15 protein-coding genes and 1 CRISPR repeat array are annotated in these 17,637 nt (G+C 39.9%); of the genes, 12 read left to right on the top strand and 3 right to left on the bottom strand.

All coding sequences use genetic code 11. The features are described from left to right. Positions 1 to 12: 12 nt before the first annotated feature. The 3 genes from H8S51_RS13775 to H8S51_RS13765 all read right to left on the bottom strand — a co-directional run bounded on the left by H8S51_RS13775 (position 13) and on the right by H8S51_RS13765 (position 3,073). On the bottom strand, positions 13 to 1,656 hold the full coding sequence (locus H8S51_RS13775; RefSeq protein ID WP_241070722.1) for a sensor domain-containing diguanylate cyclase: 1,644 nt from the start codon (positions 1,654 to 1,656) through the stop codon (positions 13 to 15). A gap of 188 nt (positions 1,657 to 1,844) precedes the next feature. Then, positions 1,845 to 2,294: a threonine/serine exporter family protein gene (locus H8S51_RS13770; RefSeq protein ID WP_186899452.1), complete on the bottom strand. Its 450-nt coding sequence runs from the start codon at positions 2,292 to 2,294 to the stop codon at positions 1,845 to 1,847. Positions 2,295 to 2,299: 5 nt separating this feature from the next. Then, positions 2,300 to 3,073 (bottom strand): threonine/serine exporter family protein, encoded by a 774-nt coding sequence (locus tag H8S51_RS13765; protein WP_117921988.1) that lies wholly within the window; start codon positions 3,071 to 3,073, stop codon positions 2,300 to 2,302. An 879-nt stretch (positions 3,074 to 3,952) separates the two neighbouring features. Between H8S51_RS13765 and H8S51_RS13760 the strand changes: the two genes are divergently transcribed. The 12 genes from H8S51_RS13760 to H8S51_RS13705 all read left to right on the top strand — a co-directional run bounded on the left by H8S51_RS13760 (position 3,953) and on the right by H8S51_RS13705 (position 17,636). Next, positions 3,953 to 4,123: a membrane-spanning protein gene (locus H8S51_RS13760; protein ID WP_241070721.1), complete on the top strand. Its 171-nt coding sequence runs from the start codon at positions 3,953 to 3,955 to the stop codon at positions 4,121 to 4,123. Next, the gene (locus H8S51_RS13755; protein ID WP_117921990.1) at positions 4,114 to 4,767 is read left to right on the top strand and encodes a stage V sporulation protein AA; all 654 of its coding nucleotides are present in this window, start codon (positions 4,114 to 4,116) and stop codon (positions 4,765 to 4,767) included. Before H8S51_RS13760 ends, H8S51_RS13755 begins: the two co-directional genes overlap by 10 nt. Next, positions 4,757 to 5,203 (top strand): stage V sporulation protein AB, encoded by a 447-nt coding sequence (locus H8S51_RS13750; RefSeq protein ID WP_117921991.1) that lies wholly within the window; start codon positions 4,757 to 4,759, stop codon positions 5,201 to 5,203. The genes H8S51_RS13755 and H8S51_RS13750 overlap by 11 nt, the downstream gene beginning before the upstream one ends. Before the next feature lie 1,118 nt (positions 5,204 to 6,321). Next, a complete protein-coding gene (locus H8S51_RS13745; RefSeq protein WP_117922347.1) occupies positions 6,322 to 6,657 on the top strand; it encodes a DUF3837 domain-containing protein in 336 nt (111 codons plus the stop codon). Between the two features lie 277 nt (positions 6,658 to 6,934). After that, positions 6,935 to 7,826: a CRISPR direct-repeat array (repeat unit 29 nt; unit sequence GTTTTACATTACCTATGAGGAATTGACAC). A gap of 142 nt (positions 7,827 to 7,968) precedes the next feature. Continuing rightward, positions 7,969 to 9,876, top strand: coding sequence for a CRISPR-associated endonuclease Cas1 (gene cas1 / locus H8S51_RS13740; RefSeq protein ID WP_186899421.1), 1,908 nt, complete (start codon positions 7,969 to 7,971; stop codon positions 9,874 to 9,876). A gap of 286 nt (positions 9,877 to 10,162) precedes the next feature. Beyond that, positions 10,163 to 10,495, top strand: a complete 333-nt coding sequence (gene cas2 / locus H8S51_RS13735; RefSeq protein WP_330646633.1) for a CRISPR-associated endonuclease Cas2 — start codon at positions 10,163 to 10,165, stop codon at positions 10,493 to 10,495. A gap of 82 nt (positions 10,496 to 10,577) precedes the next feature. Continuing rightward, positions 10,578 to 10,877 carry a hypothetical protein gene (locus H8S51_RS13730; RefSeq protein ID WP_241070720.1) on the top strand — a complete coding sequence of 100 codons (300 nt, stop codon included), beginning with the start codon at positions 10,578 to 10,580 and terminating at the stop codon, positions 10,875 to 10,877. An 11-nt stretch (positions 10,878 to 10,888) separates the two neighbouring features. Next, on the top strand, positions 10,889 to 12,295 hold the full coding sequence (locus tag H8S51_RS13725; protein ID WP_186899419.1) for a TM1812 family CRISPR-associated protein: 1,407 nt from the start codon (positions 10,889 to 10,891) through the stop codon (positions 12,293 to 12,295). A gap of 23 nt (positions 12,296 to 12,318) precedes the next feature. After that, positions 12,319 to 13,851, top strand: a complete 1,533-nt coding sequence (locus tag H8S51_RS13720; RefSeq protein WP_186899418.1) for a hypothetical protein — start codon at positions 12,319 to 12,321, stop codon at positions 13,849 to 13,851. Continuing rightward, positions 13,823 to 15,934 (top strand): RAMP superfamily CRISPR-associated protein, encoded by a 2,112-nt coding sequence (locus H8S51_RS13715; RefSeq protein ID WP_158576216.1) that lies wholly within the window; start codon positions 13,823 to 13,825, stop codon positions 15,932 to 15,934. Before H8S51_RS13720 ends, H8S51_RS13715 begins: the two co-directional genes overlap by 29 nt. Next, entirely contained in the window at positions 15,931 to 17,238 is a 1,308-nt protein-coding gene (locus H8S51_RS13710) for an RAMP superfamily CRISPR-associated protein (RefSeq protein ID WP_117922355.1), read from the top strand. The genes H8S51_RS13715 and H8S51_RS13710 overlap by 4 nt, the downstream gene beginning before the upstream one ends. Next, entirely contained in the window at positions 17,235 to 17,636 is a 402-nt protein-coding gene (locus tag H8S51_RS13705) for a hypothetical protein (RefSeq protein ID WP_117922356.1), read from the top strand. The genes H8S51_RS13710 and H8S51_RS13705 overlap by 4 nt, the downstream gene beginning before the upstream one ends. The last annotated feature ends 1 nt before the right edge of the window (position 17,637 follow it).

Here is a 17,637-nt window from a genome sequence, read left to right as displayed (position 1 = left end):
AAAGCCTGCCTGTCAGTCCACGTTCAGGACAAATGTATTCTTGCCGTTCTCTTTTGCCTGATACATTGCCAGATCTGCCTTGCGGATTAGCTGTGTATAGTCAAGCGTATCGCCCTGGGACATGACAATGCCGATACTGCACGGCACCGGCAGCACCTCGCCGGTCTGTTCGTTGACATGCTGCGTGCGCAGAATCTCAAGAATTTTGTCGGCATTATGCCGGATGCGTTCCGGTTCTAACTCACCGGCATAGCAAAATGCAAACTCGTCCCCTCCGATCCTGCCGACTGCACCGTGTATGTTTTCTTTAAGTGTCTGCGCTACAAACTTGATGATTGCATCTCCCTCCTGGTGTCCATAATGTGTATTATAATCCCTGAAATCATCGATATCGACAAATCCGAATGTGATCTGTTCCTGGTTTTCAATCGCTTTTTGAACCATAGAAAGCATTTCTTTTTCAATCGCCTTTTTATTTTTGATACCGGTCAGCGGATCGTTCTGTGCCATCTGTAACAGCTCTTTCTGACGTGCTTTTTTCTTTTTGTCTGTCTGCTCTACATAATCTAACAGTTCGTTGATACCCGCAGCCAGTTCACCGGCTTCATGTTTTTCCTGAATGTGGACGCGCAGTGAATAATCCTCACTTTCCCTGATCTGTGCAAATACCTGCAGCATCTGGGTGATCGGTGCGAAAATCTTTTTTGTCATGAAATACTGTGTACAGCACACGCCGATTATGAGTGCGGAAAGACCGAGTCCGATCAGTATGCCGTAGGTTTTTCCGGTCTGCTTTTGTGCACTCAGGTTTTCAGACACACGGATGCCCCAGCCGGTATTTGCCACATCGGAATAATATGTAATATAATCCTGTCTGTGATAGCAGTATCGTACATAACCAGAAGGATTTTTCTCATGGTCGATCGCATCCCATTTTTCCTGAAAGTCATTTCGGTCGGAACTTTTTGTGACAAAGGTCTTGAGACTGTTCTTGTTTTTTGTGTCCCCTGCTGTGATGATCGCCCCATTGCCGTCGAGAATGTAAAAAGTTCCATCTGCAAGCGTGTCCATATTCAGCCGCAGTTCATTAAAATACGCCGTATCCAGCTCCTCCATCACATAGCCGATCAGTTCATTATTATAATAGACGCCGGTATAGGCGGGCACGACATTTTTTCTGCCGTCATCTGTTATACGCTCATACACGTCACCGATAATAAATTCGCCGGTCTGATATTTAGGATCGACATCTTTCATTGCACTGACAGTGCCCGGTTTGTACTCTTCACTTGAACTGACCACATGAAAATTCCGGTTTACCACAGAGATGCTCGCTACAAAGATACTGTATTTTTTGCGTTCCTTCAGCAGATTGTCTACATAGTTTCGCGCCAAAGAGCTTTCATTTTCCCTTAGACTGTAAAGGATCGCGTCCTGCGTCAGCTGATAGTTTGCGATAATGTCCATCTCGTTATTGCGGTCCTGCGTAAAGTTTTTGATATTCATCACCTGATTTTCGCTGATCGCCTGCACATTCTGCTCCGTCAGTTCATCGATCTTGAGGTTTGTCTCATAAATGGAAAAAATCCCGAAGATACCAAGCGGTATCAGGGTAAAAAGTAAAAGTAACCCTAAAATACTATGCTTTAATTTCATGACTGCAGCTTCCTCCATCTTTTATCTATTTTATAGCGAAATTGTTGTTTACGTCAACTGTTGTCCACAACACCTGAAAAGATATTGATATTAGATGTGTATGATAAGACCATAGAGGTATTCCGGGAAACAATTGCAAATGCTTTGATCCATAGGGTGTGGGATGTAAGCGGAACCTTCCTGCGTTGTCAGGTGTGTCTGCTTTTTGTCCGGTGCTGCAATGCATTAAACCATGTCTGCGGCAGGGAGAATCCGAAAATGATACCCAGTACGATCGCACCGGCAACCTTGATCGTTTCCATGCCATAGCGGGAGAAATCTTTCATCTGGTTCATGATAAAGTAATAGGAAGTATAATAAATTCCCGCTCCAGGTACAAGAGGGAAAATACCAGCGATCAGATAAATAGTTACCGGATTTTTCCGAATGGCAGCGACAGTTCTTGAAAAGACTGTGAGAGCAAGTGTTGCGACCATATTTGCAATGACAGTACCGGTATCAAACTGCAGGCAGATCAGATATACGATCCATCCGATCGCACCGGTAAGTCCGCAGAAAATAAGCTCTGGTTTTGGCGCACAAAACAGTACTGCAAAAGAAAGTGTTGCGATCATACTGACAATAAACTGGATAAACATGGTTGTCATAAAATACCTCCTATTGCAAGATTGTAGATCGTCATGACAGTTCCGACGCCTGCCGCAATACAAAATGCCGTAAGAACAGCGTCAATCATGTGGATCGCACCGGAGAGATAATCACCGTTGAAGAAATCCCGGATCGAGGTCGTCAGCGCAATTCCAGGTACTAAGGGCATGATTGCACCGATAATGATCTTGTCATATAAAACAGGCAGTCCGACTGAAAATGTAATCAGACTGACGAGTGTCACAAAAGCACTGCCGAAAATGTTGGTGATAAATTTTGAGGTTTTCCGCTGTGCAAATTTTTTTAATATCAGATTCAAAAGCGCACCGGCGATAAATGCGATCACGCCGTCTAACGGAGTTCCGCCAAACAGGTAGGCAAAAGCACCGCTTCCAAGCCCGCAGAAAAATACTTCTGTCCATTTCTTACAGGTAGGAATCGCTTTGCATTCATCCAGACGCGTCCAGGCATCTTTTAAGGAGCATTCATGAGAGCAGATCTCTCTGGAAAGTTGGTTTAAGGCTGCAATACGTCCAAGATGCGTCTGACCGAGCGGAATGTGCCGGATCATACTGCACGCGTCATCTTTATTTTCATTTGCACTTGCAAAAATTCCATTTGAAAGTACATAGACATCATATTCTTCGATTTCATATGCTTCTAAGATATGCATTACGGTATCTTCCACACGGTACACTTCCGCACCATTTCTAAGAAGTGCATCGCCGGTCTCCACCGCTAAAGATAAAATTTCCTTTGTGACTGCCATGTTGCAGTTCCTTTCTACTATATGATAGGTCTGATAATGATAGCTGTTAAAACAGGTTTTTTCTTAATAACACTCATGAAAAAATAACATGTTTTTTTGTAAAAAGCAATCTGTCGCGTGAAAAAAATATATATTCAGATTAATATATGAGCTGTCCGCCAAATAATGGTTTGTTAGGCTATGAGTTCCCCGGCGAAGGGTGGCGTCGCAGTTTTGTGAGTGGCAAATTGCATCAAGCCGGGACTGTTTTGTTTCCGTTGTCCGAAAATAAGAAACTCTAAGCATGCCTGATTCAGGTTGGGGGCGGAGTGACATGTGCGTCCTAAATGTGCCATCCGGGCACATTAGGACTTGTGCTGCCGTCCATGGCAGCACAACACTGTATTGTGAACAGGCATACAAAGACTTTCTAATTTTCTTCCAAAGTCACAAAACGAGTCCCGGCTTGATGCGATTTGCCAGCCACTAAGTTGTGAACCACCCTTTGACGTGGAACTCATTTTATAACCTTGGCGGGTGCGTAAATTTTTAGGGTTTTGTTTCTGAATCTGATTAAAAAAAATATTTCCAAATAACTATGTTTAATAGATTATTATTGGTTTGATAATACTGGCAAAACTGCAATGTATCCCGTTATGCCCGTGTTTATTGCCATACATATTTGAAAAAAATATTCTGTGTTATTTGGTCTGGCAATTTACGCCCCCGATTTTGCGCAAGACGCCACTCACAAGCCTACGAAACACCATTTGGACGGGCGACTCATGTCCATACATAATATCCCAAAAAAGAGAAATAATAATTCGCATAGTCGGTGAAATATCAGATTTGCACAAAGAACGCGGAGTATGAAAAATTTTACAGGAAAAATGGAGGATTATGATGAATTGTAAAAAATACAGAGCTGTATTACTCGGAGTGATTGTCATGGCGCTGGTGGTCGGAGTATGTTTTTACACGAAATACAGGAAAGAAAATGAGATACCGACAGATGGCATATTGGTATATAACAGTTTGAACGACGGGGATGTGGATGAAACATGGGCGTAAATAACGAGACACTTTATTTAAAGATCGAGCAGAACACGATCGTTTTTGACCGGCATGTTGTGTTAAACGACATTGCAAAAATGGAGTGCACGAACGAGGCAGTCCTTCGTCAGCTGAAGCAGAAAAAAATATATAGTTTTACAGATCGGAAAGATGAAAAAAAACAGAAAAATCAGATGCAGGTTTTTTCGGTGTTAAAGATCATTGAGCAGATTCATGAGGATTATCCGTCATTGACAATCTCCAACGAGGGTGAAAGTGATTTTATCATAGAATACGTACCGGATCCGAAAAAGCCAAAGGTGATAAATGCGGTCAAAACAGTGCTACTTTGCATTATCATTTTTTTTGGTTCGGCATTTACGATCATGGCATTTAATAATGATATTTCTGTAACGGACGTATTTGATAAATTATATGGTCAGGTGATGGGAACAAAGGCAGGCGGTGTGACAGAGTTAGAAGTTTGTTACTGCATCGGGCTCGGACTTGGCATTATTTTATTTTTTAATCATGTGGGCAGGAAGAAGATCACGCCTGATCCGACACCAATTCAGATCGAAATGCGTAAATATGAGAAAGACGTGGATACCACATTTATTGAAAATGCAGGAAGAGGAGGGCACAGCATAGATGTTTCTTAAACATATTCTGCTCGGCTTTTTAGGACTTGCATTTGGCGGTGCAGTTGCAGCAGGAACATTTGCTTTTGTGATCGTCATCGGTGTGGTGCCGCGTATGATCGGAAAGTGTAACCGTGCAGCAGGAACGCTCTGCTTTGAACAGGCGATCATCCTTGGTGGGATACTTGGAAATATTGTTTCTGTATTTTTGCAGATGCATCTGGCGTTTGGTCAGGTGTTTGGACATATTTTTCTTGGATTGTACGGACTGTCTGCGGGAATATTTGTTGGCTGTATCGCAGTTGCCTTAGCTGAGATTCTGAACACATTCCCAATCCTGTTCCGCCGGGCAAAGCTGAAAGTCGGACTGCGGTGGATCATGTGGGCAATGGCAGCCGGCAAGACCTGTGGGGCACTTTATTACTTTGTAAGGAAGATCGGGGAAGGTTTGACGTAAGATGGATTTCAGATTAGAATAAGGTGTGAACTATTTTTATGGGATGATCGACAAATGCTGGTTTGTGGGTGACATGAGTTTCCTGGTGTAGGGTGGTTCTGGGGATTTTAGATTGGCAAATTGCATCAAGCCGGGACTGTTTTGTTCCGTTGTCCGAAAATAAGAAAGTCTAAGTATGCCTGATTTAGTTTTATGCCGGAGTGACGTGTGCGTCCTAAATGTGCCGTCCGGGCACATTAGGACTTGTGCTGCCGTCCGTGGCAGCACAACACTGTATTGTGAACAGGCATACAAAGACTTTCTAATTTTCTCCCAAAGTCACAAAACGGATCCCGGCTTGATGCGATTTGCCAGCCACTAAGTTGTGAACCACCCTTCTCCGGGGAACTCATTTTACAACCTTGGGTAGTGCGTAAATTTTTAGTGTTTTATGTGTGAATCTGATTAAAAAAATATTTTCAAATAACTATATTCAATAGTTTATTATTTTTTGATTACACTGGCAAAAACCTCGATATATAACACTATGCTCATATTTATTGCCATACACATTTGAAAATATTTTGTGTTATTGGTCTGGAAATTTACGAAAAAATTCATGTAATACAATGTAGCAGATGGAAAATCTTGGAAGCCATTAGGTTGAATATTAATGATACAGCACATTAGCATTTTAAGTATATTTCCATTTGTGCGAATATCGAAAATCCGTACCTACGCCCCCAGTTTTGAGATGAACCGCCCACCCAAATGGTGTTCATAACCTGGAGGCTGGCATCTTGCGCAAAGCCGAAGTAATTTTGTGACTTTGGGAGAAAATTAGAAAATCTTAGTGTGTCCGTAGGTATACAGTGATGTTCTGCCACGGATGGCAGAACAAGGCAGCATCGAGTCATGGATGACTCGTTGTTGCCGGTCACGTCACTCCGAGAAAATCTAACTCAGACACACTTAGACTTTTCTTATTTTCGTACAACGGAACCAAAATTAACTCCGGCTTTGCGCAAAATGCCATTCACAGACCTGCGACACACCATTTGGACGGGCGACTCATATCACCCACAAACCAGCATTTGGAGGATGCTTATTTTTACAATGAAGAAATGGAGAAATGAATCATGGTTACATCTATCGCACGCCAGAGTGTTATCATAAAATGCAACATGCAGAAATCTGTCCTGACCGGCAACTACGAGTTTTACTATGCGGCAGGTCTTGTCGCAAAGTTATCCGGAATCGGGTTCTCAGAGGATATCAGACCGGTTGAACTGGCAAATTTGTTACATGAGGAAATGAAAAAGACAGAACCAAAGGACGAACAGGAGAAGTATCTGTTTTCCATGCTGAAGGATTACAAACCGACAGAAGAGTACGATGAACAGATGAAAGAACTGCTGCTGTGGGGAAAAGGGGAGCAGTATCTGTGGACGGTGACAGTGCCGGAGCAGGGATAGACACAGAAAAAAGTCCGTCGACCTCAAAGCCACTGTTTATAAGGCATGAGGGGATTTTTTTGTAAGTAAAATCACGGATTTATCAGGAAAAAAAAGAAAAAATCGTTCTAAAAGTCCGTCGATGTCAGTAGGTCTTTTTAAAAGAGCAGGAAATATTGGATTTATGCGGATTGCATGGTTTTTTAGAAAAATAGGTCGACGGACTTTTTTGGAAAAAATGGGTTGAAATAAGGAAAATTTGAGAGTATGATATGTAAAGAAGCTGATAAAATCAGTTGTTTTACATTACCTATGAGGAATTGACACTTTAAATTCTGCATTTATATTCTCCCTTCTGTGCAACAAGTTTTACATTACCTATGAGGAATTGACACGCATCTGCAATGTACTAAGCCCCTGCACATATGATGTTTTACATTACCTATGAGGAATTGACACAATACTTGTGCGAATTTTATTGATGTCTTCACTTACACGTTTTACATTACCTATGAGGAATTGACACACTTTACGGGTATACACAACCTCGGTAAATTGATTATGGTTTTACATTACCTATGAGGAATTGACACAAGTAATATCTTCGCACAGATATGTTGTCCTAGTCAGGAACGTTTTACATTACCTATGAGGAATTGACACTCTTTCCAGTATCCATGATTAGCAAGTGTTGCGTAAGCCCCTGCGTTTTACATTACCTATGAGGAATTGACACTTGCTTATGCCTCCACGATATCTCTAAACAGAGTGAGAAGTCTAATGACTTCTCGCAAATTGCTAGAGTTTTACATTACCTATGAGGAATTGACACTATCAATCAACCTCCGTTCTATACTTATAATCGTTTTACATTACCTATAAGGAATTGACACTCTCTGCTCTGGGGTCATCGTATGTCTACTAAACCATAATACCTGTTTTACATTACCTATGAGGAATTGACACGTTCACATATAATGCCGGATAGATGAAAGCTTCACATCCGAATGTTTTACATTACCTATGAGGAATTGACACATTCGATAGCGTTAAAAATTGTCAGTTCTGAATGAAGCGAGTTTTACATTACCTATGAGGAATTGACATTCAATGCATTTGCATATGATAAATCATCTATTATTTTCACCGATGGTTTTTCACGTTTTACATTACCTATGAGGAATTAGCACATAAATCCGTGACGGTTGTTTTGCCTTTGCAATCTTATATTTACATGTATTACATTACATAAGCAAAATTGATACTGAAAATATTGAAACGAGTTTTACGTTCCTAATTAATGTTTATCCCTGAACAAAGGAGGATTGACGTATGGAATTAAGTATTGGTGATGTCCTTTCAGATGATAATATAAATACTGCTATGGAATCTCTGATGGAAAAAAGAGATAGTTGTGGCGTTGATGGGGTAAAGTTATCGGAATTGCCAGTATATTGGAGCGCAAATGGAGACAGAATAAAAAAGGCGATACTGGATGGAATCTATGTACCGGGCATGATCAATCAGATTGAAATTATAAATCAAAAGGGAAAACATCGTAAGATTTCTTTGATGAATTCGGTTGACCGTCTTATTTACCGTGCATTATTTCAGAAAATGAACCTTCTTTGGAAAAATGAATTTTCTGCCTGTTCATATGCTTATCAGGATGGAAAAGGGGTATTGGCGGCTGTAAAACAGGCAGCACAATACATAGAAGAGGGGAATATATGGTGTATTGAACTTGATATACACAATTTTTTTGACAATATAAATCAGGAATTACTGCTTGAAAAAATCCGGGCAGAGATTTCAGATGAAAAAGTGATGAATCTGATCATTGTATATTTAAGATGTACAATACTGGATGATCACATTACATATCAGAAAGAAGAAGGAATACTTCAGGGTGGACCTCTGAGTCCGCTGCTCAGCAACATATACATGGATGCGCTTGACCATTATATGGAAGAGAAGAAGTATTCCTTTTGCCGCTTTGGAGATGATATTAATGTGTATGTAAAGACTTATGATGAGGCGGCTGCCTGTCTGAATATTGTCAGGGAATATATTATAAATGTGGAAATGCTTCCACTGAATCAGAAAAAAACGGGAATATTTCAGGGCTTGAACCGCAAATATTTAGGATACCGGTTTGAGGAAAAGAATAAAAAAATTCTTAAAAAAAAAGAAAAGAAAGCGTATCGGAGTGGTTACAGAGACTGGTATACGACAGGAATACAGAGGGTTGATAATAACTACCATCTGATCAATGAGGGAATCCTTACGAAAAGAGATTTTAATGTCTTATTTGAAAGTAATGAGGGGAAAAAATATATTCCGGTAGAAACAACCGATGCATTGTTTATTTATTCGAATGTAATAATTACCGGTGGATTTCTGGAGTTTATGAATCAGGTGGGACTTAATGTCTGTCTCATAGACAAATACGGGGAAAAGATAGGCAGTTTTGTCCCTCAGAATAATCGAAGAAATATCAAAACAGAATTAAAACAGTTAAGGATATATGACTCAGAAACAGAACGACTTGCCATGGCGAGAAAAATTGAAATAGCTGGGATATCGAATATCCGTGCAAATTTGAGATACTATGAAAGACGTAAAACATCAAAAGAACTGCAGGAAAATGTAGATGTGATGTCTGCCTGTATCAAACAGATGAATGAGGCAAAGAGTATCAACGAACTGATGCTGATAGAAGCGCAGGCGCGTCAGAGATATTACCAGTGTTTCAATTATATATTGGATAATAAAGATTTTCAGTTTGAAAAAAGAACCAGACGTCCGCCACAAGATTCGATCAATGCAATGATAAGTTTTGGCAATACGTTGCTTTATCAAAGGATTGCCAATGAAATTAACAGGACAAGTCTTGATATCCGAATTGGAATAATTCATGCAGCAGGAAGCAGACAGGAAAGTCTGAATCTTGATCTTGCTGATCTGTTCAAACCGATACTTGTTGACAGGGCAATATTTACATTGATAAATCGTAAGGTGATCAGCAGTTCGGATTTTATTGAAGTGGAAAATAATGGAATATACCTTAGCAAAAGTGGAAAAAAGGAATTTATCAAAGAATTTGAAAATAAAATTTATCAGAAAGTAAAAATCGATGGAATTGATAGAACGTATGATTATATTATCAAAAGAGAAATACAAAATTTGAAGCGTGAGATTGAAACCGGCGAGGTGTATAAACCATATAAATATGTATGAGCAAAAAAGTCCGTTGACTTTAAAGTCGCTGTTTACAAGGCATCAAGAGAAAATTTCTGGTGTAAAGTCATTGATTTTCGTGGGAAAAATGGGTTGAAATAGAGGAATTTTAAGAGTATGATATATAACAAAGCTGATAAAATCAGTTGTTTTACATTACCTATAAGGAATCAACACAAGATGAGCCTTTATCACTATTACACAATAAAGGCTTATTTTTGTTGCGCTTATTTGCTGATTATACCTGTTGAAACCTTGAAAGATCAGAATAACTAAAGTATAATAAATGAATACAAATGTTTTACCAGGTGGAATTTTTATTAACCAGTTCATTGCCACACAGAGGATAAGGAACCGCATGTTTGTCATTCTTGTCTATGATGTAAATGTAAAAAGGACAAATAAGATACTGAAAATCTGCAGAAAGTATCTGATTCATGTTCAAAAATCTGTTTTTGAAGGAACGATTACAGAAGCTAAGTTGAACAAACTTAAATCAGAACTGGGACGTACCTGTAAAAAAGAGGAAGACAGCATTATGATATACAGGTTTGATTCTCTGCGTTATTCCAGCAAAGAGGTAATAGGACTATATACAACGGACAATAATTTTTTATGAAAGTGCTTTGATAAAACTTATGGACGATATATTTATTAATTTGACAAACCATCCTTCTGAAAAATGGGAAGAAGGTCAGCGGGTGGAAGCTCAGAAATATGGGAAGATCGTAGATATCCCCTTTCCAAATGTGGATGCATATGCGACAGAAACACAGGTTGAAGATTCAGGCAGAAAGATTGTTGAGAAGGTGTTAGAATACTCACCGGCGGCAGTGTTGTGTCAGGGAGAGTTTACACTGGCATTTCAGGTCATAAATATGCTGTTGGATCAGGATATAACAGTTGTAGCTGCATGCAGTGAACGGATTGTAAAAGAGGTCGGAAATAAAAAAGAGTCGTATTTTAATTTTAAAAAATTCAGAAAATATACGAGAAGATAAAGGGTGGAAATATGAATATTTTGCTGTTGTCCATGAGCAAACTGTCGGTAAGAGAGGGAATTATAGAAGAGAGTAAATGTAAATGGACAGATGAAAATAATACTGAGCATGAAATTGAATATTACAGTCAGTTAGAACCGATCACAAGAATGCTGATAGAAGCGGGCGAGATACCGGATGAAGTGATCATGCTCTGCACACGGGAATCTGTGGAGCAGGTGTCATTTATGCTTAAGGATGAGGAGAAAATAATGTCTCCGTGTGAGTTTTATCAGGAACGGATCAATCTCCAGTTGAAAAATGAAAAAGAGATCCATTATATAACGATGCCCCAGCGAAGAACGTTAAATTCAACCGATCTGGAAAGCAAAAGACAGGCGATTGCAGAGATCGCAGAATATGTTCTGAAAAAGAAAAAAGAGGCTGGAGATTTGAATCTCTGGATTGACACACAGGGCGGGCTGCGTGATATTTCATTACTTATGAATGCGGTTTTTTCATTATTGAAGACCAGCGATGTTGTTCCAAAAGGAATCTACTCCATCAATTTTGAAGGTGGAAAAGGAACAATTCAAAAGCAGAATGTTACCTATCAGATTTTTGATTTTGTCTCCGGAATGAATGAGTTTATCGAGTATGGACGGGCGGATCAGCTTCTGTCCTATTATAAGAGTATTAAAGAAGAGATTCCGCCGGTAGTGCAGACAATGAATGATCTGTCTGAGGCGATCATGCTTTGCAATACAGATGAATTTGACAGACAGTTAATAGAACTCAGAAAGCAGATCAGAAAGGCAGATAAAAGCGACCCTCTATTTTCAGTTTTTATTGAGCAGATTAAAAATGATTATAAAAAAATATTAGATGAGAATGCCACAAGTCTGGATATTGTTGAGTGGCTTGTGTCAAAGAAACTGTATCAGCAGACACTTACTTATATCGAGTCGAAAGTGCCGGCAGAATGGGAAGAAAAATATATCATACATTTTGAAAGTAATAAGGAAATACCAGAAGAAGTATTTCCGAAATATAATACGAACCCGTTTCCAAACGAATTGAACTATTACATAGGCATGTTACTGGATGTCAGTAAGCTGGATAAAGCTGAAAGTAAAATCAGTTTGATCAGTTCAGTGAATGAAATTCTTAAAATGAGATGGATGCAGATAGAAAAAGGATCCGATGCAACCTTTGATTATCCGAAGAAAGGAAGTCCGTATGTGATTACGGTAAGTACGAATGCGAATAATAAAAAGTTACTTTCGAAACAGATTTTAATGTACCGGATTATTAAGGATGAACGGAATAAATGGAATCATATGATGAATACAAAGCGCATGACACGGAAAGAATTAACTACCGTCATCAATGAATTCATTCAAAATGGTCGCAGACTATATGCGGATATACAAGCGTAGCACTGGATACAAAAGGAGAATGTATGAGGGAAGAACTATTAGATAAAGAAGTATTGGCAATGTATGATGTCAGGGGAATACAGTCTTATATTTTTAAGACAAATAAGGCAAAAGAAATCATTGGGGCATCTGTACTGGTTGCAAACATTATTACGGATGGACTGGAAAAATACAAAAAAGAGTTAGATACTGCAGAACAATCCCACTATATGACAGACTGGCATAACGATGATCCGACGGCATTTCTGAAAGATTTGTCCATAGAGATGCAGGTCATGTTTATCGGGGGAGGCAATGCATATGTCTTATTCCGGCATGGCGCGGTCTGTCAGAAGGTAAACCGTTTTCTTGCAAAGCATGTTCTGGATGAAACTTATTCTTTAAATCTTGCAGTTGCCGTCATCGAAAAGACGGAGTCTTATAACAAGGATTATAATCATATCAATGATGAAATGCGGCGTATCAAAGCATACATGCCGCTTGCACAGCCGGTTGGTGCAATGCCGTTTATGGCAGTCGATTCTATTACCGGATATCCCATAACTTACATGGAAAATAATAAATATTACTGTACGGAATCAAAATTAAAACGTCAGGCATTCCCGAAAGACGAGCGTGAAAAGGTGTTTGACGATATGGTGACCGGAAAAGGGGATAATTCGCTGCTTGCAGTATGCCATATTGATGGAAACAGTATGGGAAAACGTATAAAAAAAATCATGGGAGGGGAAGGTAAAAAACACAAAGTTATCGAATACTATGGAGAAGCAATTTTGACAATGCGGAGTCTGTCGAAAGAGATCGCAGATACATTCCGTCATACGTTCGATAAAATGACAGAATATATGGAGCGTTTGTCGCCGGAGGTTAAAAAAACGCAGCACAAGCTTTACCGGGAGATCATTGTTGCTGGAGATGACATTACATTTGTCTGCAATCCGAAGCTGGCAATACCGGCAGTCCGGTATTTTCTTGGGAATATCGGTAATGACAGCGAATACAGTGCGTGTGGAGGTATCGCTTTTTTCAACAGCCATTTTCCATTTTCAGATGCTTATCAGGTTGCGGAAGAATGCTGCGGCAGTGCAAAGAAAAGAGCGAAACAGAAAGAAAACCATGGCGTAGATGATGAAATTGGCAATTTTTTTGATTATCAGATGTGTTCAAACATAAGAGCTGCCAATCTATCTGCTTACAGAGACAGACAGTATTGTTCTGATGCCGGATCATTTATGGCACGTCCGTATTATGTACCGGCAAAGAATGACCGGTACAGACTGAATCAGAAGAACCAGCGATACAGTATCTGCCGTTTTGATGAATGGAAGGGGCAGATATTGTCCATGCCAAGAAGCAAGGCAAAGCAGCTGCGTGATGTGATCACGATGGGAAAGAATGCTATGGATGAATATGTTTCTTTTCTGGAATCAAGGGGGTACGGCAGTTACCGCGCCAATATAGATCAATATCCGGTCTGGTATGATGTGTTAGAGGTTATGGATCTTGTCATGGAAGGAGGGAATGAAAATGAAGATAACGATCAGGCTTTTAAGTGATCTGTCAACAACGGCGGGAGAGACTTATAATAGTCTTGTGGATACGGATGTTGTTTATGATAAATATGGTATTCCCTATATTCCGGCAAAGAGGATCAAAGGATGCATCAGAGAGGCTGCACTTGAAATGTGTGAGATGGGAATCATGGAAAAATCACAGTATACAAGGATTTTTGGGGAGGCAGGTTATCAGTCTTGTGAGTTCTGGCTCTCGAATGCATATATCAGGGATTATAAAAAGACGGTAGAGGATCTGGAAGCATTTGAAAGCGAGCTTACGGCACCTCAGAATGTGCTTGCACAGTATGCATATACAAGGACGCAGACAGCAGTTGACCAGAGAACCGGTGTAGCGGATGAAAATTCGCTGCGGACAATACGAGTGGTACGGAAAGGACTTGTTTTTGAAGCGGATTGCGGAATGGAAAACAGGGAAGATGAGGAAATTTTGAAAAGTGCAGTTTCTTTGGTAAAACATATTGGTATGGCAAGAACAAGGGGACTCGGGCTCGTTACCATGCGTTTGGAAGATGGAGATGAGCAGGAATGTAAACATGTGATGTTTCCTTCAAAGCAGTTTTATGACAGAAATAAAATCTCTTACACGATCCATTTAAACTCTACGCTGATATGTAAAACGGAAAACGGTAATCAGGCAGAAACAGAAGATTACATTGCGGGAAGCAAAGTATTGGGACTGATCGCAGGTGCGATGGGACAGACTGCATATCGCGAGATGATGTCAAAAGAAAATATGGTAGTTTCAAATGCTTACATTAAGTGCGGTCAGACCAGATGTATACCGGGGCGTGCATCCTGGCAGAAGGAAAAAGATCAGTCCTATGATGCAGACGGAAAGATGATGATATTTGATCTGTTGTATGAGCCGGATTGTGGCAGCCGTCAGATGACATCTTCCGGAATTGATTATATAGCAGATGATAAAAAGGTTATGACGGTTGATACAGAGATCAGCTACCATCATCAGAGACCGGAGGATAAATCAATCGGAAGGGCAACCGGAAATGAGGATGGATCAAGTTTTTATCAGCTGGCAGGCATCAGTGAGGGACAGTCGTTCGGAGGCTTTATTTATGCTGGAAGAGAGGTTGCAGAAAAGATCATTGAAGCTGTCGGAACTTTGAAACATGTCCGTATGGGATATGGAAAGTCCGGTGAGTTTGGAGACGTTGACTTTACATTAGACAGCTTGGAAGAAGTTTGCGATAAAAATCCGCAGGATACGGTAAAGGATGCCGTCATAACGGTATTGTCTGATCTGGTTTTATATAATAAGCAGGGAATCCTGACAGCAGAGCCAGAGGTCTTAAAACAGTATTTGGAAGATATACTTTCGGTATCAGATCTTGAGATCAGGAATCCTTTTTTTAAGTTTGATACGGTCGGTGGATTTAATGTTACCTGGAAGCGTCGCAAACCTGTCTTTTATGCGATCGGGAAAGGTAGTTCGTTTATCCTTCATTCTGAGTGTGGATTTGACATTCAGCTGTTAAAGAACTGTTTTATTGGTGAACGCACCACAGAAGGTTATGGTGAGATTATTGCAGAAAAGTTTTTGAGAGGAAAATCCGCTTCGGAAGGAAAGATATATATATCGAAGTATTCTGATGAAGCAGATCATCGGAAATTGGATGGTAAAACGGGAATTATTTATACACTGCTGCAGGATGATTTTGAAAAAAAAGCGGAAAAAAATATCCGTGAGAAAGCTGGGGAATTTACCAGTGATATCAAAAATGAATCCGGCATAAATTTGTCGGTATTGAATGCAGCTGTGGCAAAGATCAGGGTACTTTTCCGGACAGAAAAATCATACGAAGCCATGTCAGAACAGATCAGACAGATTGAAGATGAAAAGAAAAAGAACATTTGCATTAAGATTCTGGAAAAAGCAGATCCGAAGAGTATTGCAGCTGAAACAGAACGGGAAATCCAAAAGAACTATGGAATAGAGTTCCACAGTGACATGGATGATAATGAGAAGTACAGGTTTATGTATCGCAGTTACATCATAGATCTGAAATACTGTGTAAAGATATTGCAAAAGGAGCAGGATGCATGAGTAATAGGATTTTAAAAAGAAAAGTTCTAAGAATACAAGTCCGGTTTACCGCTCCGCTTTGTGTTTCGTCAGGAGAAGAAAAGTGGACGGATTCAGATGTTTTAAAAGATGCAGATGGAAGACCGTTTGTCGCAGGAAGTTCTGTTGCAGGTGCTATGAGGGCATATCTGGAAAAGGAAAAAGACTCTCCGTGTATGATGGGGTATTTAAGTGCGGATGGAAATGGCAGGATGAGTTCTGTCTATATATCAGATATGGTTTTTGACGAAAAAACAGTCGCGTTTTCCGTTCGCGATGGTGTTTCGTTAAACGATAATAAGACTTCGAAAACGGAGAGTAAATATGATACAGAGATATTGGAGACCGGAGCGGAGGCATATTTTTTTATAGAACTTGTAATTCGCGAAGCGGATGACGAGCCTGAAATGGCAGGTGGGATAAAAGCTTTTATTTATGGAATCGATCAATCAGAGATCCGTCTTGGAAATAAAAAGACCAGAGGGTTTGGTACATTTGAAGTAACAGTTGTAAACAGCAGATGCTATGATAAAACAAACTATCTGGAATATGCACAGGCTTATGATGATAAGACATGGCTTGATGTCCAAAATGAGATTGAAGAATATAAAATGTCTGTTGATCCTCTATATGCAAAGACGATAAAAATTGAAATTCCTCTGCGTATGAAAGGAGGAATCAGTATCCGTCAGTATGCTGCCAGAAAGGGAGAACCGGATTATGTACATCTGACAGATCATGGTATGCCGGTCATACCGGGAACAAGTTTTGCAGGAGCGATACGGCACAGGGTAAAAGAAATTTTATGGGAGTTAGAAAAAAATGGTACAAAAATGCCGTTAAATATCGCAGGTATCATGGACTATGCGTTCGGTTTCGTGGATAAAAAAGAAGCATGCGCATCTAATATCATTATCAATGAAGCGGTTATTTGGCATGCCAGACCGCTTACGATGACAAGGACAGGAGTAAGCCGTTTTGAAGGAGCAGTCAAAAAAGGAGCATTATATACAGACAGAACTTATGTTGATGGAGACCTTACACTTAAGATGTCTGTCCGTATCAAAGAAAATCCGGCAGATGCCAGATGGATCATGGGTATTTTAATGCTTGCCGTCAAAGATCTGCAAAATGGTTTTCTGGCAGTTGGTGGTCTTACCTCTATCGGGCGTGGCATATTTTGCGTAAATGGTCCGGTTCTGATCAATGGTGAAGCAGGAAAAGAGGATGGATATATCGCAGATATTTTTAAAAATATGAGTCCAGATGGAGGTATGAGAGCATGAATTTAGCAAAAGCACCGGAGCATGGGATAATGTATGCTCTTTATACAGGGCGGGTTGTTTATGAACCATATGACCGCGACCGTCTTCCATCTGCAGAAGAGATGCAAAAGGGACTCTTAGAACTGCATTTGTTTGATGAGTACAAAGAATACCGGTTTATCAGATCAGCGCGCGGAGATATCGAATTGTGTGTGGATGATAAAATCATCAGTTATTGTGACCGGGATGAAAAAAATGTTCATTCGGATACATACACAGAGGGAAAAATAATCACGCTTACAAAGGGGCAGGAATCACCGGATGAGAGTAAGGATTATGTGGAGATTGTAAATTATATATCTTATGATGAAAACGATCTTATGACTATAAATAATTATAGGCTGAAAGAGGTGAGATAAG

This window comes from Roseburia rectibacter (genome assembly GCF_014287515.2).
GTDB classification, from domain to species: Bacteria; Bacillota; Clostridia; order Lachnospirales; family Lachnospiraceae; genus Roseburia; species Roseburia rectibacter.
Note: the sequence above shows the minus strand (reverse complement) of the source record. Positions and strands in the feature narration are given on the sequence as shown.